Annotated in this window: 25 protein-coding genes; 11 read left to right on the top strand and 14 right to left on the bottom strand. The window is 69.4% G+C overall.

Annotated features, from left to right (window positions below; translation table 11 throughout):
- The first annotated feature begins 81 nt into the window (after positions 1-81).
- Both ACZ1DY_RS02470 and ACZ1DY_RS02465 read left to right on the top strand, forming a co-directional pair.
- Positions 82-1341 (top strand): sensor histidine kinase, encoded by a 1260-nt coding sequence (locus ACZ1DY_RS02470; protein WP_465483502.1) that lies wholly within the window; start codon positions 82-84, stop codon positions 1339-1341.
- Positions 1338-2000 carry a response regulator gene (locus ACZ1DY_RS02465; protein ID WP_126732312.1) on the top strand — a complete coding sequence of 221 codons (663 nt, stop codon included), beginning with the start codon at positions 1338-1340 and terminating at the stop codon, positions 1998-2000. The genes ACZ1DY_RS02470 and ACZ1DY_RS02465 overlap by 4 nt, the downstream gene beginning before the upstream one ends.
- Here the strand turns inward: ACZ1DY_RS02465 and ACZ1DY_RS02460 are convergent.
- The 4 genes from ACZ1DY_RS02460 to ACZ1DY_RS02445 form a co-directional block, all read right to left on the bottom strand.
- A complete protein-coding gene (locus ACZ1DY_RS02460) occupies positions 1970-2680 on the bottom strand; it encodes a hypothetical protein (RefSeq protein ID WP_465483501.1) in 711 nt (236 codons plus the stop codon). The two genes, ACZ1DY_RS02465 and ACZ1DY_RS02460, sit on opposite strands and share 31 nt — an antisense overlap.
- A 392-nt stretch (positions 2681-3072) precedes the next feature.
- The gene (locus tag ACZ1DY_RS02455) at positions 3073-3276 is read right to left on the bottom strand and encodes a cold-shock protein (protein ID WP_005163378.1); all 204 of its coding nucleotides are present in this window, start codon (positions 3274-3276) and stop codon (positions 3073-3075) included.
- Positions 3277-3524: 248 nt separating this feature from the next.
- Entirely contained in the window at positions 3525-3695 is a 171-nt protein-coding gene (locus ACZ1DY_RS02450) for a hypothetical protein (RefSeq protein WP_185927051.1), read from the bottom strand.
- A gap of 257 nt (positions 3696-3952) precedes the next feature.
- Positions 3953-5614: a thiamine pyrophosphate-binding protein gene (locus tag ACZ1DY_RS02445; RefSeq protein WP_465485811.1), complete on the bottom strand. Its 1662-nt coding sequence runs from the start codon at positions 5612-5614 to the stop codon at positions 3953-3955.
- Positions 5615-5785: 171 nt separating this feature from the next.
- Here ACZ1DY_RS02445 and ACZ1DY_RS02440 point away from each other — a divergent pair, with 171 nt between their 5' ends.
- Both ACZ1DY_RS02440 and ACZ1DY_RS02435 read left to right on the top strand, forming a co-directional pair.
- Positions 5786-7018, top strand: coding sequence for a hydroxyacid-oxoacid transhydrogenase (locus tag ACZ1DY_RS02440; RefSeq protein WP_465483500.1), 1233 nt, complete (start codon positions 5786-5788; stop codon positions 7016-7018).
- The gene (locus tag ACZ1DY_RS02435) at positions 7012-7431 is read left to right on the top strand and encodes an acyl-CoA thioesterase (RefSeq protein ID WP_081975695.1); all 420 of its coding nucleotides are present in this window, start codon (positions 7012-7014) and stop codon (positions 7429-7431) included. The genes ACZ1DY_RS02440 and ACZ1DY_RS02435 overlap by 7 nt, the downstream gene beginning before the upstream one ends.
- Here the strand turns inward: ACZ1DY_RS02435 and ACZ1DY_RS02430 are convergent.
- The 4 genes from ACZ1DY_RS02430 to lanKC all read right to left on the bottom strand — a co-directional run bounded on the left by ACZ1DY_RS02430 (position 7387) and on the right by lanKC (position 13753).
- Positions 7387-9123, bottom strand: a complete 1737-nt coding sequence (locus ACZ1DY_RS02430) for an ABC transporter ATP-binding protein (protein WP_465483499.1) — start codon at positions 9121-9123, stop codon at positions 7387-7389. The genes ACZ1DY_RS02435 and ACZ1DY_RS02430 overlap by 45 nt on opposite strands.
- Positions 9120-10787: an ABC transporter ATP-binding protein gene (locus tag ACZ1DY_RS02425; RefSeq protein WP_465483498.1), complete on the bottom strand. Its 1668-nt coding sequence runs from the start codon at positions 10785-10787 to the stop codon at positions 9120-9122. Before ACZ1DY_RS02425 ends, ACZ1DY_RS02430 begins: the two co-directional genes overlap by 4 nt.
- Positions 10788-11026: 239 nt before the next feature.
- Positions 11027-11170 (bottom strand): SapB/AmfS family lanthipeptide, encoded by a 144-nt coding sequence (locus tag ACZ1DY_RS02420; protein ID WP_091598068.1) that lies wholly within the window; start codon positions 11168-11170, stop codon positions 11027-11029.
- Positions 11171-11209: 39 nt separating this feature from the next.
- Entirely contained in the window at positions 11210-13753 is a 2544-nt protein-coding gene (lanKC, locus tag ACZ1DY_RS02415) for a class III lanthionine synthetase LanKC (RefSeq protein WP_465483497.1), read from the bottom strand.
- A gap of 426 nt (positions 13754-14179) precedes the next feature.
- Here lanKC and ACZ1DY_RS02410 point away from each other — a divergent pair, with 426 nt between their 5' ends.
- From ACZ1DY_RS02410 to ACZ1DY_RS02395, 4 genes are all read left to right on the top strand, one after another.
- Positions 14180-14545, top strand: a complete 366-nt coding sequence (locus ACZ1DY_RS02410; RefSeq protein WP_465483496.1) for a hypothetical protein — start codon at positions 14180-14182, stop codon at positions 14543-14545.
- Positions 14538-14948 carry a hypothetical protein gene (locus tag ACZ1DY_RS02405; protein WP_185927053.1) on the top strand — a complete coding sequence of 137 codons (411 nt, stop codon included), beginning with the start codon at positions 14538-14540 and terminating at the stop codon, positions 14946-14948. The genes ACZ1DY_RS02410 and ACZ1DY_RS02405 overlap by 8 nt, the downstream gene beginning before the upstream one ends.
- 197 nt (positions 14949-15145) lie before the next feature.
- A complete protein-coding gene (locus tag ACZ1DY_RS02400) occupies positions 15146-15430 on the top strand; it encodes a transposase (RefSeq protein ID WP_465485635.1) in 285 nt (94 codons plus the stop codon).
- Positions 15427-16308 carry an IS3 family transposase gene (locus ACZ1DY_RS02395; RefSeq protein WP_465483057.1) on the top strand — a complete coding sequence of 294 codons (882 nt, stop codon included), beginning with the start codon at positions 15427-15429 and terminating at the stop codon, positions 16306-16308. Before ACZ1DY_RS02400 ends, ACZ1DY_RS02395 begins: the two co-directional genes overlap by 4 nt.
- A gap of 356 nt (positions 16309-16664) precedes the next feature.
- On the opposite strand, the gene ACZ1DY_RS02390 is transcribed toward ACZ1DY_RS02395, so the two are convergent.
- The 3 genes from ACZ1DY_RS02390 to ACZ1DY_RS02380 form a co-directional block, all read right to left on the bottom strand.
- Positions 16665-17651 carry an MCE family protein gene (locus ACZ1DY_RS02390; RefSeq protein WP_257489453.1) on the bottom strand — a complete coding sequence of 329 codons (987 nt, stop codon included), beginning with the start codon at positions 17649-17651 and terminating at the stop codon, positions 16665-16667.
- A gap of 106 nt (positions 17652-17757) precedes the next feature.
- The gene (locus ACZ1DY_RS02385; RefSeq protein ID WP_126732319.1) at positions 17758-18135 is read right to left on the bottom strand and encodes a PPOX class F420-dependent oxidoreductase; all 378 of its coding nucleotides are present in this window, start codon (positions 18133-18135) and stop codon (positions 17758-17760) included.
- 36 nt (positions 18136-18171) lie between these two features.
- Positions 18172-18564: a MerR family transcriptional regulator gene (locus tag ACZ1DY_RS02380; RefSeq protein WP_126732320.1), complete on the bottom strand. Its 393-nt coding sequence runs from the start codon at positions 18562-18564 to the stop codon at positions 18172-18174.
- A 57-nt stretch (positions 18565-18621) separates the two neighbouring features.
- Between ACZ1DY_RS02380 and ACZ1DY_RS02375 the strand changes: the two genes are divergently transcribed.
- Entirely contained in the window at positions 18622-19578 is a 957-nt protein-coding gene (locus ACZ1DY_RS02375) for an SDR family NAD(P)-dependent oxidoreductase (protein ID WP_465483495.1), read from the top strand.
- Here the strand turns inward: ACZ1DY_RS02375 and ACZ1DY_RS02370 are convergent.
- Positions 19575-20663 (bottom strand): alpha/beta hydrolase family protein, encoded by a 1089-nt coding sequence (locus ACZ1DY_RS02370; RefSeq protein WP_465483494.1) that lies wholly within the window; start codon positions 20661-20663, stop codon positions 19575-19577. The genes ACZ1DY_RS02375 and ACZ1DY_RS02370 overlap by 4 nt on opposite strands.
- Before the next feature lie 140 nt (positions 20664-20803).
- Between ACZ1DY_RS02370 and ACZ1DY_RS02365 the strand changes: the two genes are divergently transcribed.
- Together ACZ1DY_RS02365 and ACZ1DY_RS02360 are read left to right on the top strand one after the other, a co-directional pair.
- The gene (locus ACZ1DY_RS02365) at positions 20804-22003 is read left to right on the top strand and encodes a sensor histidine kinase (RefSeq protein ID WP_465483493.1); all 1200 of its coding nucleotides are present in this window, start codon (positions 20804-20806) and stop codon (positions 22001-22003) included.
- Entirely contained in the window at positions 22000-22647 is a 648-nt protein-coding gene (locus ACZ1DY_RS02360) for a response regulator (RefSeq protein ID WP_126732324.1), read from the top strand. Before ACZ1DY_RS02365 ends, ACZ1DY_RS02360 begins: the two co-directional genes overlap by 4 nt.
- On the opposite strand, the gene ACZ1DY_RS02355 is transcribed toward ACZ1DY_RS02360, so the two are convergent.
- Together ACZ1DY_RS02355 and ACZ1DY_RS02350 are read right to left on the bottom strand one after the other, a co-directional pair.
- Positions 22637-23281 carry a GNAT family N-acetyltransferase gene (locus ACZ1DY_RS02355; protein WP_126732325.1) on the bottom strand — a complete coding sequence of 215 codons (645 nt, stop codon included), beginning with the start codon at positions 23279-23281 and terminating at the stop codon, positions 22637-22639. The two genes, ACZ1DY_RS02360 and ACZ1DY_RS02355, sit on opposite strands and share 11 nt — an antisense overlap.
- Before the next feature lie 102 nt (positions 23282-23383).
- A complete protein-coding gene (locus ACZ1DY_RS02350) occupies positions 23384-23587 on the bottom strand; it encodes a cold-shock protein (RefSeq protein WP_005149851.1) in 204 nt (67 codons plus the stop codon).
- Positions 23588-23704 lie beyond the last annotated feature (117 nt).

Genomic DNA, 23704 nt, shown 5'->3' with positions numbered 1-23704 from the left:
AGTCCGCGTCACCTCGTGGGGGACTCCCGGTGTCCCCCACGAGGGGATGTGCCCGGTCCGCGGCGTCGTTAGCGTCGAGCCATGGATTCGTACGGCGGTTCACTGGGGTGGGCGCTCCTCACCGGACGCGACGCCGATCTGGAACCGCCGTCGGCCTGGTGGCGCGGCCCGGTCTGGGTGAAGACGCTCCTCGCCGGATCCGCGCTCGTGGTGCTGGTGGGCCTGACCTACGGCACCTGGGCGCGTTACCTCGGCGGTAACAGCGCGCCGCTGGTCTTCTTCCTGCTGGCCCTGCAGATCGTGCCGCCGTTGCTGGTCGTCAAACGCCCGTTGACCGCCGTCCGGGTGGCGGCGGCGGGGATGGTCTGCGCGATCATCGCGGTCCTCTTCCCCGCCGGGCCCACGCTGTTCGGCCCGACCCTGTCGGACTGGCCGTTGCAGGTCCACGTCCTGCCGTATCTCCCTGTGCTCGCGATGACGCTCGCCCGCACGAAACCCGGGCAGGGCAGGGGGATCTCGATCATCGCCGTGACGCTGGCCGTCGGGGTCGGCGTCGCGCAGCTCCCGCGCGCGGGCACGAAGACCTTGGTGTGGTCGTTGATCGTGGTGGCCGCGACCATCGCGGCGGGATACGGGATGCAGCAACGCCGCCGGGCGCTGGAGCAGGTCGACGCGGCCGAGCGCACGACGGTCGAGGAGCGGGCGAAACGGGCTTCGTTGCAGGAACGCGCGTTGATCGCCAGGGAACTGCACGACATCATCGGCCATCACCTCTCCCTGATCGCGCTGCGGACCGACAGCGCGCGCTACCGCGTCCCGGACGTGTCCGAGGCCGCGGAGGAGGAGTTCCGCGCCATCGGGGTCGCGGCCAGGGAAGCGCTCGACGAGGCCCGTCGGCTGGTCGGCGTACTGCGTGACACGGAGGCCGAACCCGAGCACGAACCGCAGCCAGGGCTCGCGGAGGTGCCGTCGCTGATCGACGGCTGCCGGGCCTCCGGGATCGGGATCCGCGCGGAGATCTCGGCCTGCGACGACGTCCCCGCGCTGATCGAACTCGCCGCGTACCGGATTCTCCAGGAGGCGCTGAGCAACGCGGCACGGCACAGCCCCGGCGCGGAAGTGGACGTCGAGGTGCGGCGAGGACCCGACGGGCTCGAAATCCTCGTCGAGAACGGGCCGCCCACGAGGCCTGCCGCACCTTCGGCCGGTGACGGCACCGGCCTCGCCGGGATCGCCGAACGCGTTACCCTGATCGGCGGTTCCCACGAGGCCGGACCGCGGGCCGACGGCGGTTTCCGCGTGGCCGTCAAGCTGGATCTCCCGGGGGTGGACGACGCGTGACGACCGTTTTCATCGTCGACGACCAGGCCTTGGTGCGGGAGAGCTTCGCCGGCCTCCTGAACGCGCAACCGGGTCTGGACGTGGTGGGCCAGGCAGGCGACGGGATCGCGGCGCTCACGGACATCGCCGCGCTGGCCACGCCACCGGACGTCGTGCTGATGGACATCCGGATGCCGGTGATGGACGGGCTCGAAGCGACCAGGCGGCTGCTCGAAGGTGACGGCGAGAAGCCGAAAGTGCTCGTTTTGACGACGTTCCATCTGGACGACTACGTCTACGAGGCGCTGCGGGCGGGCGCGAGCGGGTTCCTGTTGAAGGACGCGCCGTCGGCCGAACTGATCAACGCCATCGAAGTGGTCGCGGCCGGTGACGCGTTGCTCTCCCCCGCCGTCACGAAGCGGCTCATCGCGAACTTCGTGGCGAGCGCACCGGTTCCGCGGCCTTCCCCGGCGAGGTTCGACGTCCTCACCGAACGCGAACGGGAAGTACTGCGGTTGATCGCCAAAGGACGCTCCAATCCGGAGATCGCCGCGGATCTGGTGCTCTCGGCACAGACCATCAAGACGTATGTCGGCCGGATACTGGCGAAACTCGGGTTACGGGACCGGGCACAGGCGATCGTGCTCGCCTACGAGGCTGGACTCGTCTCCCCCGCCTGACGGTCGGCGGGCCTCGTCAGGACGCGGACACCGAGCGGGACGAGCGCCAGTCCGAGGGCCACCGCGGTGAAGACGCTCAGGAGCTCGCTTTCCTTCAGCACCCCCATCCAGAGCGTGCACGGCCAGAGGAACAGCAGCGCCCGCACGATGCCGAAGGTGCCCGCCCGGAACGCCCCGATGGCCAGTAGCAGTCCGCCGGCGTATTGGCCGACCGACGCGGTGACCGGGATCCGCCACAGCCCGTAGGACAGGTCGACGTAGTCGTCCATCACCAGCTTCGTCGCGTGGTCCAGACCGAGCTTGTCGACGAGCTCGAAGGTCGTCAGCTCGACACCGGCGAAGTAGACCCGTGCGAACAAACCGAACGCGAGCAGCAGGAATCCCCACGCGGCCAACGCCGGCGCCTTCGCCGCGACGATTTTCGCCAGCATCAGGAAAGCCGGCAGCAGGAGGACCGCTCCGAGCAGGAAGAGCGAGTACGCGGCCGTCACGAAGCCCGGGTTCGCGGCGTAGGCGGCCAGCTGTCCAGGCGCGGCGAAGGGCTGCTGGTCGAACCACGCGACTTGCTCCGGCGTGAAGTCCTTGAGCGCCAGATGCCGCAGCAACAGGCCCGCGCACCACACGAGCGGGGCGAGAATCAGTGCCACTCCGCCGATCCATCGGCCGGTTTTCCCGTTCATGGCGCAAGCGTCGCCGATGGGGAGGGCGCGGGGCAGCGGGCGAAGGTAAGGCGAGAGCCTCGACTTTCGTCAGGTTCGGACCACGAGGACGGTTAGGGCTGACCGTGAGTACATGATGGCCTCCTTCCTTGCGCCTGGCGCAAGGAAGGAGGCCATCATGTACTGCCCGTGGTCGTGCTGGGGCGGGGTCCGCGAAAGGCCTGGCGACCGTGTCGCGAAAGCCACTTTCGGGACACCAGATGTCCCGAAAGTGGCTTTCGCGACCCCCGGCCAGAACCCAGGACCCGAGATCAACAGCGGCCGGGAGCCAGTTGGCTGGAACCGTCACGAGCCCGGAAAAGCAGCAGGGCCGCCTCCCCGAAGGGATGACGGCCCTGCTTGGAAAGCTTGGATCAGATCACGGTGACCGAGGTGGCCTGCGGACCCTTCGCGCCCTGCCCGATCTCGAACTCCACGCGGGCGTTCTCCTCGAGGGTACGGAAGCCGTTGCCCTTGATCTCGCTGTAGTGCACGAAGACGTCGCCGCCGCCGTTGTCGGGAGTGATGAAGCCGAACCCCTTCTCGGAGTTGAACCACTTCACAGTGCCCTGAGTCATAAAATCTCCATATGCAACACAAACAAACAGGAAGCCACGTCGGCAGCCCGGGTCTTGACCAGACGGTTTGCTTCCCCGGAAACACGAGGAGACACTACGCCCGCTGAGTTCTGCGAGCGTGAACCAACACGAACACAAAAAACGAGACCTGATTCAGTAAAGCACACCTCACGCAGGCCGACAAGCGTCTTCACCCTGGTGTGCGCAGCCGCACTGTACCTCTCCGGCCAGGGCCTCCGCCGCCCGGGCTATTCGCCGCTGGCGGCGCGCAGGGGTACCTCGGTGCCGAACGGCGAACGGCGCAACGCCTCCCGGTTCGTGGCCACGACGGCGATGTCGTGGGTCTCGGCGTCCGCGCTGAACTGCACCGGCACCACGCCGGAAACGGACTTGTCCTGTGGCTTCGTTTCGTCAGCCATGTTTTCTCCCAGTGTCAACACAACGCTCTAAGTACTGCGTGCCAACAACTTCACCGGTGATCGCTCCGGTCCATATCGGACCCTCGGTGTTGCGGCGATTGTGCCACGGCCGACCGACAAAATCCGGTCTCCGCGACCGAAAGTCGGCCGAGTCGTCACCGGTTTCCCACCCTTTGGAGCAGGTGAAGGCGGCCCCACAAGGGTTTCTGTGTATCCCCTGAGAAAAAGTTCCGCCCGGTCGTCCGGCGCGGCGGCCCCTACTGGCCGCCTTGCTGCGGCCTCACGGCGCCCAGCAGGCTCGTCAGCCGGATGTCCGGCGTCACCACGTCCGGATCCGTCCTGATGTCGATCACGCACGGCCGTTGCCGGACCAGCGCGCTCGCGATGATCGGCTCCAGCTCTTCCCGGTCGTCGACGGTGTACCCGGCGGCGCCGAGCCCGCGTGCCCACGACGCGAAGTCGGTGATGGGGACGGTGACGCCCGAAAGCCGCCCGTGCTTGCGCGCCTGGTGCACGGCGAGCGGGCCGTGCACTCCGTTCTGGAACACCAGGACGGTCACCGGAACGCGGTAGCGGACGGCGGTCTCGATCTCCTGCCCGGTCATGAGCGCGCCGCCGTCGCCCGCCATCGCGATCACCGTCCGGCGTGGTTCGGCGAGTTTCGCCGCGACCGCCGCGGGGACCGCGTAGCCCATGGCCGCGTTGCTCGGGCCGAGCTGGCTGCGCGGAGCGGTGAAACACCAGTAGCGGTGCATGAACTGGGCGAAGTTGCCCGCGTCGCTGGTCACGATCGCGTCCTCGGGCGCGAGTTTGCGCACCGCCCGGATGACGTCGGCGGGGTGGACGCGGGTGGCGCCGCTGGTGTCGGGCGGGGTCATGAAGGTGTGCACGGCGGCGTTCGCGGCCGACGCGCGCCGCTGCCGTGGCGAGGCGACATTGCGCAGTTCACGCAGGAAGGGCTCGACCTCGGAGTCGACCCGGAAGGTCAGGCCGCCGCGGCGGGCGGGCTCGATCCCCGTGCCGACCAGCACCAGCGTCTGCGACGGCGTCGGGTAGCGGAAGGACTGCGTGGTGACCTCGTCGAGCTGTGTGCCCAGCGCGAGCACGAGGTCCGCGCGCTCCAGCGCGTCGAGCTGCCGCGCGGGGATGCCGATGCCGAGGTGGCCGGCGTAGCGCGCGTGGTTCTCGGGGAAGGCGTCCTGGCGGCGGAACGCGTTGTACACCGGCAACGCGAGCTCGTCGGCGACGGCGATCAGCTCGTCCCGCGCGGCGCGGGCCCGGCCGCCGACGATCACCACCGGGTAGCGGGCCTCGTCGACCAGCTGCGCGACCGCCTCGGCGGTCCGGCCGAGCGCGCCGGTGGCGGGCGGGCGCACGGCGGCCACCGGTTTGGCCGAATCGAACGGGACCCCCCAGAAGTCGGCGGGGACGGCGACGACGGTGGGCCCCGGCCGCCCTTCCCGGCAGCGGGTCAGCGCCTCGACCAGCAGGCCGGGAACCTCATCCGGCGATTCCGCGCGGCCGGTCCACTTCGAGATCGGCTCGAACATCGCGGTGAGGTCGGCGGTCGGCAGCTCGCTCGTCGGCCCCGGATCCTGCGGCGGGTTCTCCAGGAGGACGACCATCGGGCTCTCGTCCTGGTACGCCGTGGAGACGCCGATCGCGAGGTTCGCCGCGCTCGGGCCGCGGCCGGCCAGCAGCACCGCGGGGTGCTCGGTCAGCTTGCCTTCGGCCTCGGCCATGAAGGCCGCGCCGGAGTCGTGTCTCGCCGAGACGAAGGTGATCGAACGCTCGCGTTGCAGCGCGTCGAGCAGATCCAGGAAGGACTCACCCACCACCGCGTACACGCGGTGGATCTGCGCCTCGGTCAGGATCCTCACGGCCGTCTGGGCGACGGACGCTCCCGGTTGGTATCTAATGAGAAGAGCTTAGGCGGGCGGTGATCGGTGCCGTCAAGCGATCTTCCGATTCCGGCAACCCCGGAGCGGCGGAATGTCCGATATTCGGAACGTGTTCGAGCAAGGGAGCACGAAAACGTGACCTCAGCCACCGCCGGACGTGAAACTGTTTTCACCTACGGGGCGCCGGCCTTGAAATACGGCACCGGGTCGAGCGACGAGATCGGCTACGACCTCACCCAGTACGGCGCGCGCCGGGTGCTCGTCCTGACCGACGCGGGTGTCGCCGCGACGGGCTGGCCACAACGGATCGCCGAAGGTATCGAGACCTATGGCATCGAAGCCGTCGTCTTTGACGGCGTGCACGTCGAGCCGACCGACGTCAGCATGCGGAAGGCCGTCGACTTCGCCCGCGGGCAGGGCGAGTGGGACGCCTTCGTCGCCGTGGGTGGCGGGTCGGCCATCGACACCGCCAAGGCGGTGAACCTGTTGACCAGCAACGACGGCGACCTGTTGGACTACGTCAACGCGCCGGTCGGCGGCGGCCGCGCGCCGAGCGCGCCGCTGAAACCGCTGGTCGCGGTGCCGACCACGACCGGGACGGGTTCGGAGAGCACCACGGTCTGCGTGCTGGACGTGTTGTCACTGCGCGTGAAGAGCGGCATCAGTCATCTCCGGATGCGGCCGAGCCTCGCCGTGGTCGACCCGCGGCTGACGGTCTCGCAGCCGCCGGAGGTCACCGCCGCGAGCGGGATGGACATCCTCTGCCACGCCGCGGAGAGCTACACGGCCAAGCCGTACACCGAGTTCGACCGGAAGCGCCCGGAGGACCGGGTCCCTTACTGTGGCTCGAATCCGCTGGCCGACATGTTCGCCGAGCAGTCGCTGCGGCTGCTGTCGTGGGCGCTGCCCGCCGCCGTACGGGACGGCTCCGACATGAAGGCGCGCGAGGCGATGGCGCTCGCGGCGACGTTCGCCGGGCTCGGCTTCGGCAACGCCGGCGTACACATCCCGCACGCCAACGCGTATCCGATCGCCGGGCAGGTCCGGGACTTCCATCCGTCCGGGTATCCGGGCGACGAAGCCATGGTGCCGCACGGGATGGCGGTCTCACTGACCGCGCCGGCGGCGTTCCGGTTCACCTTCGACGCCGCGCCGGACCGGCACATCCGGGTGGCCAGGCTGCTCGCGCCGGACTACGAATGGCCGGGCGATCTGCGGGACCACCTGCCCGCGGTACTGGGGCAGATCATGCGGGAGATCGGGATCCCCAACGGGATCGGCGCCGTCGGCTACACCGAGTCCGATGTGGACTCACTGGTTTCCGGCACGGTGAAACAACAACGACTGCTGGCGACGGCGCCGCGCGAGGCGTCCGAAGCCGATCTCGCCGTCATCCTGCGCGAGTCGGTGACGCTGTGGTGAACGCCGAGTACCCGCACTGGCAGACGGTTCCGTTGCGGTGGAAGGACAACGACGTCTACGGGCACGTCAACAACGTCGTCCACTACTCGGTGATGGACACCGTGATCAACACGTGGCTGATCGAACGCGGCGGCCTGGACATCGAAACCGGTGAGGTCATCGGGCTGTGCGTGGAATCGCAGTGCAAGTACCACGCTTCGGTGTCGTTCCCGGGGGAACTCGAGGTCGGTCTGCGGGTCGGCCACCTCGGCCGGTCCAGCGTCCGCTACGAGGTCGGGATGTACTCGAAGGAGACGGTGATCGCGGAAGGCCATTTCGTGCACGTCTTCGTCGATCGCGAGTCCAGGCGGCCCGTCCCCGTCGAAGGTCTACTCCGGAGCGCGCTCGAAGAACTGCGCACTGGGCTGGGGTAACCGCGGCGACCACGCGTGCATGAGCTGGGCGTAGCGCGTGGACCGGTCCATGAGTTCGAGATGCGTGCCCAACGCGGTCTCCTTGCCGTCCATCACCAGGACCCGGTCCGCGCGCAACGCCGACGACAGCCGGTGCGCGATCACCACCAGCACCCCGCCCCGCTCGGCGAACGCCCGTTCCGCGCGGGCTTCGGCGGGCGGGTCGAGGTGCGAGGTCGCCTCGTCGAGGATGACGACGCCCGCTTCGCTCGCGTAGACGCGCGCGAGCGCGATCAGCTGCGCCTCGCCGGCGGACAGCGTGCCGTGCCCGATCTCGCCGTCGAGCCCGCCCAGCCGCGTGACCAGCGGTTCCGCGCCGACGGCCGCCACCGCCGCCAGGAGTTCGCGGTCCATCGCGGTCTGCGCGAACAGGCCGACGTTGTCCCGCACCGATCCCGCGAAGACGTAGGCCTCCTGCGGGATCAGTGCGATCATCCGGTGCCGCAGCGCCGACGGCACCTCACGGACCGGCACGCCGCCGAGCAGCACCCGGCCACCCTGCGGTTCGAGCATTCCGGTCAGGAGCCCGGCCAAGGTCGACTTGCCGATACCGCTCGGCCCCACCACCGCGAGCCGCTCGCCGGGCCGCAGATGCAGGTCGAGCCCACGCACCACCGGCTGCGCCGCCGCGCCCCAGCTGAAGGTCAGGTCGCGCACGTAGATCGCGGCCCCGTCGGGTTCGGCCGTGCCGTCGGGCTCGGGCTCGGCCTGGGCGGTCTCCGCGAGCCGCCGCAGCGCGACGATCAGCCGCAGCACCACGGTGCTCGCGGTCGCGGCCAGCCCGCGCAACGCCGGCTGCATCGTCGTCGCGAGGTAGACGAGCGCGCCGAGCGCGGCGCCGGCGGTGAGCACCCCGTCCCTGACCATGCCCGGCGCCACCAGCAACGCCAGGAGCAGCGGCACGAACCCGCCGGTCGCGATCACCACCGTCCTGGCCGCCCCGGACCGCGCCACCCACACGGCCGCCGCGGCCTGCGTGTCGATGGCGTCGTAGAGCTCCAGCGCGGCCAGCGGTTCCGCGCCGCAGGCGACGACGTCGCGCATCCCGGACAGCGACGCGCCCGCGACCTCGGCGGTCCGCTCGTCGGCCAGCGCCAGCGCGCGCTGACGGCGAGCCAGCGACGGGAGCAGGCAGGCGAACACCGCGACCGCGACCACCACCGGGATCGCGACGATCAGCGCGAGCGAACCGGCGACGGTGAAGAGTCCGGCCAGCGCCGCCACCGTCGTCACGATCATCCCGCGCGCCTGCACCAGCAGCCCGGCCGTGGCGTCGCGGACGACTTCGACGTGCTGGGTGATGCGGGCGACGCCGCTGGCGTCCGGCTGGTTCCGCGGCGGCGCGGGGTCGTGCAGGACCCCGCGCACGACGGCCGTCACCAGCGCGTCGCGCAGCGGCTCGACGACCTTGCCGAGCTGATGCCACACCAGCCGTGAACCGAACGCGCCGATCACGGCGACCAGCCCGAAGATCGCGAGCCAACGCAGTCCGGTGCCTGGCCGATCCGCGGCAAACCCCTCGTCGACCGCGAGCTCGACCAGGCGACCGGACAAGAACGCGGGCGCGCTTTCCAATACGGAGCAGGCCAGCAGGACCAGCCCGCCGCGCCACTGCCCGGCGAGCGCCGAGCGGTAGAGCCCCCAGACGCTCATTGCGCACCCTCGGTGAAGACGGCTCGATAAGCCGGATCCCGCCACAGCTCGTCGTGCGCGCCGACCGCGCGGACGCGGCCGTCTTCCAGCCACACCACCGTGTCCGCCCGCGACGCGGTGGCCGCGCGATGCGTCACCACCACCCGGGTCCGGCCGGGGAGCGTGCGCTCGATCGCCTCTTCGACCGCGGCTTCGGTGACCGTGTCGAGGCTGGCGGTGGCGTCGTCGAGGATGAGCACCCTCGGCGCGTGCGCGATCGCGCGCGCCAGGCCGATCCGTTGCGCCTCCCCGCCGGACAGCGGGGTTTCCGAAAGCGGCGTCCGGTAGCCGTCCGGCAGCCGGACGATCAGGTCGTCGACCTGGGCGGACCGGCAGGCGGCGCGGACGGCGGCCTCGCCGGCCCACGAGCCGTAGCCGACGGCGTCACCGATGGTCGCCCCGAGCAGCGCGGGCCGTTCGAAGGCGAACCCGACAACCGCGCGGAGCTCGTTCGGCCGCAACCGCTCCAGCGGGCGGCCGTCGAGCAGCGCCGCTCCTTCGTCCGGGGTGAGCAGTCCGCCGAGGACGTTGACCAGCGCGGACTTCCCCGAGCCGGAGCGCCCGACGACGGCGGTGAACCGGCCGCCCGGCACGAGCAGGTCGATGTCGGCCAACGCGCCTTCGACGGTGACTCCGCGCAGTTCGAGCGTGCCCCGGCCGGGGACGACACCGAGGTCGCCCGGTTCGGGGACCGGCGAGTCCAGCACCTCGTTGATCCGCCGCGCGCACGACCGCGCGCGGGAAAGTGTGGTGAGCAAAGGAATCTGGGTGATCAGGCCCATGCCGAGCGCGACGTAGCCGAGCGCCGCGAGGACCTGGCCGACGGTCAGCCTGCCGTCCAGCACACCGAACCCGGCGGCGGCGAGTACCGCGATTTCCACCGCGGGCAGCAGCAGCCCGGAGCGCCACACCATCCTGGCCTGTGTCCGCCACATCCCGCGGCCGGCGAGGCTCATTTTCGGCAGGGGCCGCAGGACCCGTTCGGCTTCGCGGTCTGCGGTGCCCGACGCGGCGATCGTGCGGAGCCCGGCGACCGCGTCGACCATCCTGGCCGCGAGTTCGCCGGACACCTCCTGATAGGTCAGGACGTCGTCCGCGGTGTTCCTCAGATGGGTGCGCGCGAGCATCAGGCCGAACGGGATGCTGCCGAGGAAGACGAGCGCGAGCCGCCAGTCCATCAGGGCGAGCAGGACGACCGCTCCGCCGGAGATCAGAGTGGTCGAGCCGAGCTGGACGACGACCGAGGCGACCATTCCCGCTCCGGTGCAGTCACCGGTGAGCCTGCTGATCGCGTCGCCGTCGGCGAAGGTGGATCGGGTGCCGAGTGCGAGATGACGGTCGGCGAGTTTCCGGCGCAGCCAAGCGGTGGCGAACGCGGTCATCCGCGCGGTGAGGATGCCGCCGATCAGGCCGACGGCGATTTCGGTGACACCGAGGACGATCAGCCAGGAGACCTCGGGAAGGCTGGGCCGCCCGGCCACCACGGCGTCCACCGCGGCGGCGAGCGCGCCGGGCAGCAGCAGTCCCGCCGCCGTCCCGGCGAGCGCGCTGAGGACCAGCCCGATCAGGCGGGGGCGATCGAGCACGGTCACGGTGACCAGCAGGCGATCGGCTGAACCCGCCATCCCACTCCTTACGAACTTGGTTCAGTGGTCTTCCGGCATGCGGTGGCACGTCGGTCGGGTGGGTCGTGAGTGGCGATTCGGGTTAGAACCCGAATCGCCACTCACGACCCAGCCGACTGGCTCCGCATCCCACTCCTTACAACGTGATCCCAACGAGACGAACCGGAAGGCAAAATAAAGGCGCGGGAGCGGCGCACTTGGCCTGTGCCGCTCCCGCGCCCTCAGTGTTCAGCCGTGACTCAGTGGCAGGTCAGCAGGCTGACGGTGCTGTTGGCGCAGGAGGCCAGCAGGCTGAGGTTGCTCGCGCCGCCGTGGCTGCCACCGCCGCCGCCTTCGAGGACCTCGGGGGTTTCCAGAGCCTGCAGGTCGAGAACCAGTTCCATGGTGTTCCCTTTCACTAGTTATCTCTTGGTCCGCTGTCCTCACTGGACAGCAGTTCGGGAGGACAGGAAGGGCAGCGCGGCCTTCCCGTCCAGGGTGGCGGCCAGTGCGAGCAGGACGCCCGCGCCGCCGGTGACGACGTCCATCGACAGCCGCAACAGCTGGTTGCCGGGGAACGCCAGGCCGCCCTTGTACGGCACCGCGTACCAGGCGAGCCGCGAAAGATGCAGGTCGATGGCGTCGCGGACCCGCTGGTCCGGTTCGGCGCCCATGGCCAGCGCGGTCATCAGCCCACCGCGGCCGAACAGCAGACCAGGGTGGATGACGAACTCGCCGCGGCACGCCTCACGCAGGCCGGGAAGGCTCTTCAACGCCTTCGCGTCGGGACGGTGTTTCGCCAGCTCCTCGGCGACCATGAGGATCCCGGCGCTGCCGACACCCACGTAGGGCAACGTCCGGGTCTCGCCGTCGCGGACCTGCAGCGAGCCGTCGTCGGACTCGACGCACTCCTCGATGTCCCGCTCCAGCGCCTGATCCGCGAAGGACAGCCAGCCCTCTTCGCGGGTGCGCTCGAACAGCCGCACGAACAGCAGCGCCGGACCGGACCAGCCGTTGAGCAGCCCGGCCCTGCCGAAGTCTCCGGGCGGGGCGGCGGTTTCGAGCGCTTCGGCCAGCCGGACGGCGGTGGCGAGCGCCTGCCTGCCGAACTCGTTGTCCTTGCGGGACACCGCGAAGTGCAGCTGGGTGAGCCCGATCCCGGACAGGCCGCCTTCCAGACCGTGGTCGGTGGTCTGCTCGACCAGCGTCGCCGACGCTGCCAGCAGCTTGGTGGCCTCGTCCCGGTACCCGAGTTCTTCGAGGACGTACGCGATCCCGTACGAGCCGTCGTAGAACCCCGGGCGGCCCGGGGGGTCGCGGCGGATCGAGTCCAGCAGCCAGCGCTCGTGCTCCCGGTGACGCTCGCCGCTGGTCGCTTTCAGTGCGTAGAGGACGCCGGCCGCGCCGTAGCCGAAGCACGCTCCGCCGACGCGGAACTGCTCGATGTCGCCGGGGAAGAGCCGGTCGGTGCGCTCGGGGGTCGCGCTGGCGAGGATCGCCTCGGTGATCTGCTTGCGCACCAGCGCCCAGTCCGGCTTGTCCTGGTCCAGCTCGGTCGCACTCGTCAGGGGCGGCATGTCCCGGGGCGCGAGCTCGGCGACGATCGAGTCGGCGTAGCCCTCCGGGACGTCGAAACGCTGCTGGACGAAGTCCGCGAGCCCGCGCAGCTTCGCCGGGGCGAGTTCGAGGAGCGTGGTGAGCGGTAGGAAGATCCAGAGTTTCAGGACGGCGAGCGCGTACTCGTCGACCTCGAAGCCGTTCCGGTCCCGTGGGGCGCGGAAACCGGGCGCGCCGAGGGCGGGCCGTTTGCCGCTTTCGACGTCGGCCGCCATCTCGAAGTCGATCAGCGAGACCGTGTCGGCGTCTTCGTCGACCAGGATGTTCAGCGAGTGCAGGTCGCCGAAGACGATCCCCCGGCCGTGCACCTCGCCGACCATCGCCTCCACCCGCCGGACCAGCGCCAGTGCGCGTTCGGTGTACGCGGCGATGTCGGCCTCGGTGGTGTCGCGCCTGGTGAGGGGGTAGTTGCGGGCGAGCCAGTTGCCCAGCGAGACGCCGGGCATGAACTCCATCGCCAGGAAGTGGTGCTCCCAGACGGTGAAGCGGTCGTAGGTGGCGGGAATGCCGTCGATGCCCTTCAACCGCTCCAGCACCTCGTGCTCACGGCGGAGGCGTTCGACGGCGTCGACCTCGTCGCGGTCCAGGCCGGCGAACGGCCGCGCCTCCTTGAGGACCACCCGTTCGCCGTCGGTCTTCCGGTCGGCGAGGTACACGCCGCCGCCGTTGGAGAAGTGCAGCGAGCTCTTCACCTGATAGGGGAACTGATCCGCGCCGCCGCTCTTACGAGCCGCGAGATGAGGCGCGAGGAACTCCGGAATCGTCACCCAGTCGGGTACGGAGAAGGTCGGCTCGCGTTTGTCCGGGACCAGCGTCCCATCCGGTTTGCGCACCGCGAGGACCCGCTTGCCGTCGAGTTCGACCCATTGCTCGGCGAATCCGCCGTAGCGGACGTAGAGCGGCCCGGCACCATACCTAAGATCACTGAGAATGTATGCCCCCGGCTCGCCGTCGAGCTTCGCCGACAACTCGGCGAGAACGCGCTCGAGCTCGTTGTTGTCAGCCGGATAAAGAGTCAGCAACTTACCGCTTCCGTCACGCGGGGCGTATTTCGAATTCCTTGCCAGCAGGGTGCTCCGCGAGCGGAGATGCTTGTAGGACACGTCGTGCTCGACACAATGCTCGTGCACCTTCACGAGCACCCGCTCGGCGTTGCCCAAACCTGCCGAAACGTGGATTTTCCAGCCCTGCAAGGGAAGGTTTCGAGCAACAGGGTGCAACAGCCGCCACACTCCGCGCACTCCGGTGCGCCAGCCCGCCTCGGGTGCCGGCAGCAGGGAGGCGAAATCGTCGGCGGCGTCCCCGGTTTCCCGCTGCTCATCGAAGAACAGTGGATCGGCGAAGCAATACGCTTCGTACCGGACGTCCATCGAGCGCCCCCTCCTTGGCACCAATCGGATGGGCCATGTGCACCATCGCGATGGAGAATATTCCACCCGCCGGACACCGAACGGCCAATCCGCCATATCGGGGGTTCGGATGGGCTGTTCAGGGACGTGAATTCGAAATCTACCGAATGGTAGGGGTACCCAGCGTGAGATCAACTCGTATTTCAACCACCCGGTCGGTGTGTAACAGGAACGAACCGGCGAGGTAATCCCTGGTCCAGGTGGCCAACACAAAATCGCTCGACCGAATTGACAGAGCGCCAACCGAACGCGCTTCGTGATCTATTCACCCGAGGTCTGGACCAGTGCGCCGGTGCGTGGCGCCCGCCACGCACCCTGCCGGTCGCCCGTCGGCGGTGATCCGCCCGGAGGTACGTTGTCGCCGGTGGAGCAGGTAAGGAGGCCGACGTGATCACAGGCTTCGCGGTGACCGTCGCGATCTGCGCGACGCTGGTCGCGGCGTGGAGTTTCGTCCAGGCCGCGCGCAGGAAACTGCCGGACAACGCACTGCTCGCCGGCCTCGCCGTGGTCGAACTCCTGCTGGTGGCCCAGCTCGTGATCGGGGTCGTGCTGCTGATCGGCGGCGGCAGTCCCGGCAGCATGGCCACCTATCTCGCCTACCTGATCGGCTGTCTCGTCGTGCTCCCGCTCGGGACGGTCTGGGCACTGGCCGAGCGCACCAGGTCGAGCACCGTGATCCTCGGCATCGCCTGTCTCGCGATCCCGGTGATGGTCCTGCGGCTGCACGAGGTCTGGGCGGGCGCCAGTGCGTGAGGAAACCGAGGAGAAGACGGTGGACAAGGCTTCCGGCCCGGGACGGATCCTGGTCGCCGTGTACGCGATCTTCGCGCTGGCGGCGACCTCACGCGCCGCAGTGCAGATCAGCACCAAATTCCACGAAGCGCCGCTGGCCTACGCCCTCTCCGCGTTCGCGGCCCTCGTCTATCTCCTGGCCACCGTCGCGCTGGCCCGCCGCGGCGCGGGCTGGTGGCGGATCGCGCTGGTCGCCTGCGCCGTCGAACTGCTCGGCGTGCTGACCATCGGCACCTTCAGCCTCTTCGACCGCGAGGCCTTCCCGCACGCCACCGTGTGGTCGGTCTACGGCCAGGGATACCTCTTCATCCCGCTGGTGCTGCCAGTGATCGGGTTGTACTGGTTGCGGCGGACGAAGCCCTGACGGACGGGCTTGGGGTCGTGAGCGGTAAGGCCGTTATCGGCACCTGCCGTTGGTGCGCGGGCGGCGGTTTCGCGTGATTGAACGGACGACACACGTGACTGAATGGACGACACGCGTGATCGGACGGACGGCTTGGAGTTGCCCCCGTGATGCGGACACCTTGATTCCAGACAGTGGTCTGGAGGGAGGATGTCTTGGTGTCGCGTTCGTCGAAGTATCCGGAGCAGTTCCGTCGGGATGCGGTGGAGCTGGTGGAGTCCGGTGATCGTCCGTTGCGTCAGATCGCTCGTGAGCTGGGTGTCAATCACGAGACCCTGCGGTCGTGGGTGAACAAGGCCAAGGAGGAAGCGGCCGCGCCGGTGGAGGATCCCGCGGTCACCGATGAGGTGCAGCGGTTGCGGAAGCAGGTCGCTGAGCTGCAGAAAGAGAAGGAGATCCTGCGTAAAGCGGCCGCCTATTTTGCCAAAGAGATGGATCGATGATCTACCGCTACCGGTTCATCTCCGAGCATCGCGCCGAGTTCGGTGTGAAGCGGTTGTGCCAGGTCCTGGGCCTGCGCCGGCAGGGTTTCCACGAGTGGGTCGCCGCCGAGGCCGCCCGCGAGGCCGCGGCGGCGCGGGAGCGGGAGCTGGTGGCGGTGATCGCCTCGATCCATGCCGAGCACCGGCGCGCCTACGGTGTCCCGCGGATCACCGCCGAGCTGCGCCGGCGCGGGCGGGTGGTGAACCACAAGCGGGTGGAGCGGTTGATGCGCGAACAGGGCCTGGCCGGGATCACCCGCCGCAAACGCCGGAGCCTGACCACGCCCGCCGCCAGCCCGGTGACGCCGGTGGCGGATGTGCTCCGCCGTGATTTCACCGCCGAGCGTCCGGGTCACCGGTTCGTGGGGGACATCACCTACCTGCCCACGTTCCAGGGCTGGCTCTACCTGGCCACGGTGATCGACCTGCACAACCGCGAGATCGTCGGGCACGCGATGGGCGAGCACCTGCGCGCCGGCCTGGTCTGTGACGCGATCGCCCTGGCCACCGCACGCGGCCTGATCCGCCCCGGCGCGGTGTTCCACTCCGACCGCGGTGTCCAGTACACCTCCGGCCAATTCCGGGCCGCGCTCGCCGATCACCGGATCCGGCCCTCGATCGGACGGGTCGGATCCTGCTACGACAACGCCGTCGCCGAGTCGTTCTTCGCCACCCTCAAAACCGAGATCGGCACCACCATCTGGCCCACCCGTGACCAGGCACGACACGACATATTCCGCTACCTCCACTACTACAACCACAACCGTCTACATTCGACAGTCGGTCACCGAACACCCCACGAAACCCGAACCAGCTACAGTCACCAGCAAGCCGCGTAACAACCCCGTGTCCGGAATCCGGGGGCAACTCCACTCGCGGTGGAACCCCGGCCGTGCGGTCGTGTCGTCCATCCAGTCACGCGTGTCGTCCGCCGGATCACGCGTGCCGTCCGGTCCAGTCACGTGACATCGCCGGTCAAGTCTCGTGAGCGGTAAGGACGGTTAGAACCGTCCTTACCGCTCACGAGAGATGCCCCCTTCGGTACCGGTGGGTGTCGGGCCCGGCCACGGCCCTGGTGAGCATGTCGCGAAAGCCACTTTCGAGACGTCTGGTGTCCCGAAAGTGGCTTTCGCGACACCTCCTCCGGAAGCCAGTAGGTATCTGAGACACCCTTGGCCAGAACCGTCATCACCACTCACGAGTCGAAGCAGCCCTTTTCGTTGAGCGGACCGAACGTGGGCAGCACCAGCCCGCACAGGTAGCCGTCGATCCAGCGCCCGTTGCCCGCGACGTTGGTGAGCACCCGGATCGCCGGCGCGAACGCGGCGATCCCCTTGGCCAGCGAATCCTGATTGCGCTGGAGCATCGACGTCAGCCGGTCGAGTTGTTCGAGCACCGGCCCGAGCTGGCCGTCGTTGTCGGCGATGATGCCGTCGAGCGCGGTCGCGAGCCGTTTCGATCCGTCGAGCAGATCCTTGATCGCCTGCTGCCGGGTGGAGATCGCGCGCAGCAGCGCGCTGCCGTCCTGGATCAGCCGCTGGACCTCGGTGTCGCGGTCGACGAGGGTCCGCGACACCTGCCGGGTGTTCGCGAGCAGCGTCCGGAGCTGCCGGTCACGGGAGGCGATGGTGCCGGACAGTTTCGAGATCCCGTCCAGCGCCGAGCGGACGTCGGCGGGCGTATCGGCGAAGGTCGCCGAAATCGTGTCGAAGCTTTTCGCGAGCTGGCCGACATCGATGGCGTCGACGGTTTTCGACAAATCCCGAAACGCTTCAAGAACGTCATACGGCGCGGTGGTCCGCCGCAGCGGAATGGGATCTCCGGGATCGAGGACCGCTTCGCCGTGCGGATCGAGCGCCAAATACTTCTGCCCCAGCACGTTCTTGATCCGAATGGACGCGCTCGTGGCGTCGCCGACCCAGGCGTCCTTCACCCGGAACGACACGAGCACGCGGTCGCCTTCGAGGTCGATCTCGGACACTTTGCCGACCTTCACCCCGGCGATCCGGACGTCGTTGTCCGCCTGCAGCCCGCCCGCGTCGGAGAATTCGGCGGAATAGGTGGTGCCGCCCCCGATGACCGGCAGCGCGTCGGCGTTGAGCGCCGCCGCCATCCCGAGCGCCATGGTGGTGAGCCCGGCGAGCGCGAGCTTGATCGGATCCACCGCACCGAAGGACCTCATCGTCTCACCTCGCAGGTCACAAGCGGAAAAGCTTAAGGGCCGCTCACGCCCATCGCCAGGCGAAACGTTGCACCGATCGGGTGGCAACGTCTGTCCATTATGGACTCTAATCGAGCCGTACCTCGTAATGGAGCGTCTTGTACTTCTTCAGCCGGTGCACGAGCGGGACGAAGAACCCGTGCAGGAGCCGATGCTTCCCGGCCAGGAGGGCGGCCGCGTGCCGGGCCTCTTCACCTTCGAGCAGACGGGCCCGCCCGCGCACCGGCTCCCCGGTCGGAGTGCCGCGAAACGTCGACGGGGCGATCTCGATCCGCGGATCGTTCCGCAAGCGCTTGGCCTTCCACGCCGCGTCATACGTACGGATGTACGCGTGATCCCCTTCGACGGCGATGTTGACCGGCGTCCCGATGGGCGTGCCGTCCCGCTTGAAAGTCTTCAGCAGGATCGTCTTCTGGTCCGTGAACCTGGCGAGTTTCGTGGTCATGTCCCTGTGACGAGACCGCCGCGCGAAACGTGACGGCTAGCGCCAGAGCCCGTCCGCCGTCCCCCGCGCGACATGCTCCTCGTAGATCTCGACCTTCCGGCTGATCAGCTCCAGGCAATCGGCCAGTTCGGCGATCCGATTCCGGACGGTCTTCTGATGTTCCCGCAGCAGCTCCAGCCGCTTTTCCTCGTTTCCCGGCCCCTGCCGGACGAGTCCGGCGAATTCGCGGATGGTGGCGAGCGGCATCCCGGACGCCCGGAACTTCGTGCAGTTCACCAGCCAATCCACGTCCTGCTCGGTGTACACGCGGCGGCCGCCCGCGTCCCGTTTCACCGGCGCCGCGAGCAGCCCTTCCTTCTCATAGAAGCGAAGCGCGTGCACGCTGAGGCCCGTCCGGGCGGTGACCTGGCCGATCGCGAGTTCCGTCACCGCACCGACGATAGCGCCCTTGACCTAGAGCGCCCTCTAGCTCCTAACGTCCGCCGCATGACCAACGCACAACACAAGATCGGCTCCGGTTTCGGCGCGCGCAGCACCGCCGCCGAAGTACTGGATGGGATCGACCTCTCCGGCAAGCTCGCCCTCGTCACCGGCGGCTATTCGGGGCTGGGCCTGGAAACCACGCGCGCGCTGGCGAACGCGGGCGCGCACGTGGTCGTCCCCGCGCGCCGCCCGGCCGACGCCGAGGCCGCCCTCGCCGGGATCTCCGGCACCGAGGTCGACGAGCTCGACCTCGCCGATCCGGCGAGCATCGAGGCCTTCACCCGGCGGTTCCTCGCCACCGGCCGCCCGGTCGGCCTGCTGATCGCGAACGCCGGGATCATGGCCGCGCCGGAACGACGGGTGGGCCCCGGCTGGGAGTCGCATTTCGCGATCTGCCACCTCGGCCACCACGCCCTGGTGAGCCGGCTCTGGCCCGTGCTGAAGGCGGCCGGTGGTGCCCGCGTCGTCTCGGTGTCCTCCGCCGGTCACCATTCCTCGCCGATGCGCTGGGACGACGTCCAGTTCGAGCGCGGCTACGACCGCTGGCTCGCGTACGGCCAGGCCAAGACCGCCAACGCGCTGTTCGCGGTGTGGCTGGACACGCTCGGCGCCGAACACGGGATCCGCGCGTTCAGCCTGCATCCGGGCGCGATCCTCACTCCCCTGCAGCGGCATCTGCGGCCGGAGGAGATGGTCGAACGCGGCTGGATCGACGAGCACGGGAACCAGGCCGACCCGGACTTCAAAACGCCGGAGCAGGGCGCGGCCACCCAGGTCTGGGCGGCGACGTCACCGATGCTCGACGGGATGGGCGGGCTCTACTGCGAGGACTGCGACGTCGCCGAGCTCGCCCCCGAAGAAGGCGAGTGGGTCGGCGTGCGCCCGTACGCGATCGATCCCGGCGAGGCCGCGCGGCTCTGGAAGCTCTCCGGCGACCTCACCGGGACCGTCCTCGCCTAGTTCCAGAACTTGATCTCGGGGTTGCCCGGCACCGGCCCGTCCAGCAGCGGCTGACGCCCGCCGCGCAGGTTCTTGTCGAAGAACGCGGACACGTACGCCCTGGTCAGCGCCATTCCTCGCTCGCCGCCGAGCAGCTCGGGTTTGCCGAGCCCGAGCTGTTCACCGAGGACACCGACGTCGGTGAAGGACGCGTGCCCGGCCGCCGCGACGCTGATCCAGCGCTTCCAGCCGGTGAGGTTCGGCCAGCTGCCCGCCCACGTCGTGTCCGGGCCGGCCGGGGTGTACTCGCTTTCGCGGCCGAGCAGCAGGAACGGCCGGTCGATCCCGGACGCGGGGATCGGCGACCACAGCCTGCCGTCCAGGTCGGCACCCGCGCGGACCCGCGAGTCGTCGATCATCGCAGTCGGTGTGCTGTATCCGCCGATGGAATGCCCCGCCATCCCGATACGCGTCCGGTCGATCAGCCGGGACCAGGGCGACGAAGACCTGGTCAGCGCGTCGAGGACGAACGAGACGTCCGCGGAACGGACCGGCGGAATGAGTGTCGAGTCGGATCCGCACGCGGCGCATTCGGTGACGCGTCCGTCGGGGAAGGCGGTGCCGTGGGACTCGTAGTTGTGGCCGATCAGCGCGACGACGAACCCCTTGCTCGCCAGCTCTTCCGCGAGCCCGGTGAGCGTCGTGCGCGGTTTGCCGAATCCCGGCGACAGGACGACGAGCGCGCGCTTCCCCGGCAGGCGCGGGGCGTCGACCCTGGCGCTGGTGCGGGTTCCGGCGACCAGTGCGGGGTCGATGTCGGGGAGGCCCGATTCGGTCAGGAACGCCTTGGCCTCGGCCAAGGTGAGGTAGGGCCGTTTCGGGCCGATCGGCGCCGGCGCGGGGTAGAACATCGACACCATCAGCTCGCGCGGCCCGGACGGCACCCACGGGTCCTGACGCGAGCTGTCGACGAGGTGGAGGTCGGTGGAGCCGACGGGATACGAGCCGGTCGGCGGCGGCAGCGTCAGGCGCGGGGCCGCGGTGGCGGGGCTCGCCAACGACACCATGCCGGCGAGGGCGGCCAGCGCGACGAGAAGCCTTCTCATGAGGTTTCCGTTTCTGTCGAGGATCTTCCTGCGACCAGGCTGGAGCCCGCCGCCGTGTTCGCGCGTCTGCCGCAGGTCGTATCCCTGGGTCTGCCGCGAGAGGGATTCGCGCCGCCCGCTCCTCCGATTACGCTCGGCTGGTGCTGGCCTTCCTCAGGAATCACCCGAGAGCCGTCGACCGCGGCCTGACCATCCTCATCGGACTGTCCACTGTGGTCTCGGCGGACGATCCGGAGGGCTTCGAGTGGTGGCTGGTCTCGTTGGTGGCCTTGGCTTCCCTGCTCGTCCGGCACCGGAATCCCACGATCACCTTCGCGGCCGGAGGGACGGCCTCACTCCTGCATCTGGTCATGGGCAACGACCTCAAACCGGTCGACGTCGTGGCGCTGATCGGTCTCTTCTCCGTCGCGGCCTGGGGGTCGCGACGGCGTTCCGCCGGTTTGCTGGCCGCGGGGTTGCTCGTCGCCGGGGCGTGGTCGTTCTACGCATCGGAAGCGAACACGCGGACCCCCGTCCCGATGCCGCCGCGGATCATCGTCATCGATCGGCTGGCCCCGGTCGCCACCGACGCCGACGACCACCAGGTGCAGGACTGGGGCGGCTTTCCGGCCATCGGCCTGTCGCTCGGCGTGGCGTGGCTCGCCGGACTGAACACTCGGCAGCGCCGGATCCGGCTGTCGGTGCTGGAGCAGCGGGCCGCCGACCTCGAACGCGAGCGCGACACCCAGGCCGCGCTGGCCGTGGCCGCCGAACGCGGCCGCATCAGCCGCGAACTGCACGACGTCGTCGCGCACGCGCTTTCCGTCGTGGTCTTGCAGGCACAGGGCGCGCAAGCGGAGCTGGAACGGCGACCCGAGCGGTCGCGGGAGGCGCTGGACGCCATCGTCGACACGGGGCGCACCGCGTTGAGCGAGATCCGGCGGCTGCTCGGCGCGCTCGGCCAGAACGAGCCGGACTGGGAGCCCCGGCCAGGTGCGGAACGCCTGCCGCGGCTGGCCGCCGACATCCGGTCGGCGGGCACGCCGGTCGAGTTCCGCGTCGAAGGGGAACCCCGGCCCCTTCCGTCCACAGTGGACCTGGCGGCCTACCGGATCGTGCAGGAGGCGCTGACGAACGTGCTGAAACACGCCGGTCCGGCCGCGTCGGTGACTATCGTGATGCGTTATGGCCCCGGCACGCTGGAGATCGAGGTGACCGACGACGGCGTCGCGGCCGAACCGTCCGGCACCGGGCACGGCCTCGAAGGGATGCGGGAACGGGTGAACGTACTGGGCGGCACCTTCGACGCGGGACCGCGGGCGGAGCGCGGCTTCGCCGTCCGCGCGACCCTGCCGTCATGACGATCCGGGTGGTCATCGCCGACGACCAGGCGCTCGTGCGCACCGGACTGCGGATGATCCTGGACAACGCGGACGACATCGACGTCGTCGGCGAGGCGGGCGACGGCGCGGAGGCCGTCGCGCTGGTGGCGGACCTCGATCCCGACGTCGTGCTCATGGACATCCGGATGCCCGAGATGGACGGCGTCGAGGCCACCGCCGCGATCGCCGCGGCCCATCGCACCCGCGTCCTGGTGCTGACCACGTTCGACCTGGACGAATACGTCTACGCCGCGCTCCAGGCGGGGGCCAGCGGCTTCCTGCTCAAGGACGCGCTGGCGCCGGATCTGCTCGCCGGCGTCCGTGTGGTCGCCTCCGGCGAGGCGACCCTCGCGCCCACCGTCACCCGGCGGCTGCTCGACCGCGTCGTCACCGGCCTGCCCGTGTCGCCGCCGGACGACCGGCTCGCCCTCCTCACCGGCCGCGAACACGAGGTGCTCCAGCAGCTGGCCCGCGGCCTGTCCAACGCCGAGATCGCCGAGCTGCTGTTCCTCTCGCCCGGGACGGTGAAGACCCACGTCGGCCGCATCCTCACGAAACTCGGCCTCCGCGACCGCGTCCAGGCGGTCGTCTTCGCCTACGAATCCGGGATGATCAGCCGCTGATCGCGGCGGGCGTGCGCCAGTGCTTGCCGCGCCGGGGCCGCCGGTGCTGGCCACGCCTGCCGAGGTCGGCGAGGCTGTCCACGGGACGCGCGGCGAACTCTTCGGCGGTGATGCCCATCCGCACGAGGTACTTGATCTCGCCGCGCACCACCTCGGTGTCGCGCAGCCTGCCTTCCTCGCGGAAGCCGAGACCGCCGTGCAGCGAAAGCGACGCCAGGTTGCCGCCGTACACGGTGACCTCGCATTTGCGGAAGCCGCGTTGCCCGAACATGTGGGCCAGGAGGACGGTGATGGCGTCCGTGGCGTATCCGCAGCGCTGGTGGCGCGGGGCGATCCCGATGCCGTAGCCGAACCGGCCGGTCACCGGGTCGGCGCCGATGGTGCAGACCGAGCCGACCAGCATCCGGCCGCGCACCGTCTCGATGCCGAAGTGGATGTCGTCGCCAGAGGATCCCGAGCGGTGTGAGGCCCAGTGCCGGTGCCCGCCGCCGATCAGCGGCGTCGCCTCGCGGGCCATGTCACGGTCGAAGCCCATCAGGACCCGGCGATCCCCCAGCCCGACCTCGCGCAACCGCACCTTCCGCCCGACCTGCTCCGGCTCCAGGGCGGAGCGGCTCACCGCGTCCGGCCGCACGGGTGCTCACGAACGATCACAAGCATGCAACGACGATATCGGGTCCCGAAACGCCCGAAGGCCCCCACCCGGTCCGGATGGAGGCCTTCGGCGTGAAGAAAGTCAGATGGCGACGACGCGCTGGGCCTGCGGGCCCTTCTGACCTTGGCCGATCTCGAACTCGACGCGCTGCCCTTCGTCCAGGGACTTGAAACCGCTGCCCTGGATCTCCGAGTAGTGCACGAAAACGTCCGGTCCGCCGTCGTCCTGAGCGATGAAGCCGAAGCCCTTTTCGCCGTTGAACCACTTAACGCTGCCCTGAGCCATACTTTTTCTACCTGCTCTTCATAGCGAGTCTGAGCTCATTCGATGCCCCGATCTCGTGGACCATTCTCGCAGGTCTTGCCCGGTAACACACGTCGCCGTCTCAAATTCGTACAGATC

Source organism: Amycolatopsis sp. PSD-21 (assembly GCF_055561455.1).
The sequence above is the reverse complement of the archived record's forward strand: the minus strand, read 5'-3'. Positions and strand labels throughout refer to the sequence as shown.

What these genes read in the sequence shown, in the direction of transcription:
- ACZ1DY_RS02470 (WP_465483502.1), top strand. Translation starts at nt 82, where the DNA reads ATGGATTCGTACGGCGGTTCACTGGGGTGGGCGCTCCTCACCGGACGC.
- ACZ1DY_RS02460 (WP_465483501.1), bottom strand. Translation starts at nt 2,680, where the DNA reads ATGAACGGGAAAACCGGCCGATGGATCGGCGGAGTGGCACTGATTCTC.
- ACZ1DY_RS02455 (WP_005163378.1), bottom strand. Translation starts at nt 3,276, where the DNA reads ATGACTCAGGGCACTGTGAAGTGGTTCAACTCCGAGAAGGGGTTCGGC.
- ACZ1DY_RS02450 (WP_185927051.1), bottom strand. Translation starts at nt 3,695, where the DNA reads ATGGCTGACGAAACGAAGCCACAGGACAAGTCCGTTTCCGGCGTGGTG.
- ACZ1DY_RS02430 (WP_465483499.1), bottom strand. Translation starts at nt 9,123, where the DNA reads ATGAGCGTCTGGGGGCTCTACCGCTCGGCGCTCGCCGGGCAGTGGCGC.
- ACZ1DY_RS02425 (WP_465483498.1), bottom strand. Translation starts at nt 10,787, where the DNA reads ATGGCGGGTTCAGCCGATCGCCTGCTGGTCACCGTGACCGTGCTCGAT.
- ACZ1DY_RS02420 (WP_091598068.1), bottom strand. Translation starts at nt 11,170, where the DNA reads ATGGAACTGGTTCTCGACCTGCAGGCTCTGGAAACCCCCGAGGTCCTC.
- lanKC (WP_465483497.1), bottom strand. Translation starts at nt 13,753, where the DNA reads ATGGACGTCCGGTACGAAGCGTATTGCTTCGCCGATCCACTGTTCTTC.
- ACZ1DY_RS02395 (WP_465483057.1), top strand. Translation starts at nt 15,427, where the DNA reads ATGATCTACCGCTACCGGTTCATCTCCGAGCATCGCGCCGAGTTCGGT.
- ACZ1DY_RS02390 (WP_257489453.1), bottom strand. Translation starts at nt 17,651, where the DNA reads ATGAGGTCCTTCGGTGCGGTGGATCCGATCAAGCTCGCGCTCGCCGGG.
- ACZ1DY_RS02385 (WP_126732319.1), bottom strand. Translation starts at nt 18,135, where the DNA reads ATGACCACGAAACTCGCCAGGTTCACGGACCAGAAGACGATCCTGCTG.
- ACZ1DY_RS02375 (WP_465483495.1), top strand. Translation starts at nt 18,622, where the DNA reads ATGACCAACGCACAACACAAGATCGGCTCCGGTTTCGGCGCGCGCAGC.
- ACZ1DY_RS02370 (WP_465483494.1), bottom strand. Translation starts at nt 20,663, where the DNA reads ATGAGAAGGCTTCTCGTCGCGCTGGCCGCCCTCGCCGGCATGGTGTCG.
- ACZ1DY_RS02360 (WP_126732324.1), top strand. Translation starts at nt 22,000, where the DNA reads ATGACGATCCGGGTGGTCATCGCCGACGACCAGGCGCTCGTGCGCACC.
- ACZ1DY_RS02350 (WP_005149851.1), bottom strand. Translation starts at nt 23,587, where the DNA reads ATGGCTCAGGGCAGCGTTAAGTGGTTCAACGGCGAAAAGGGCTTCGGC.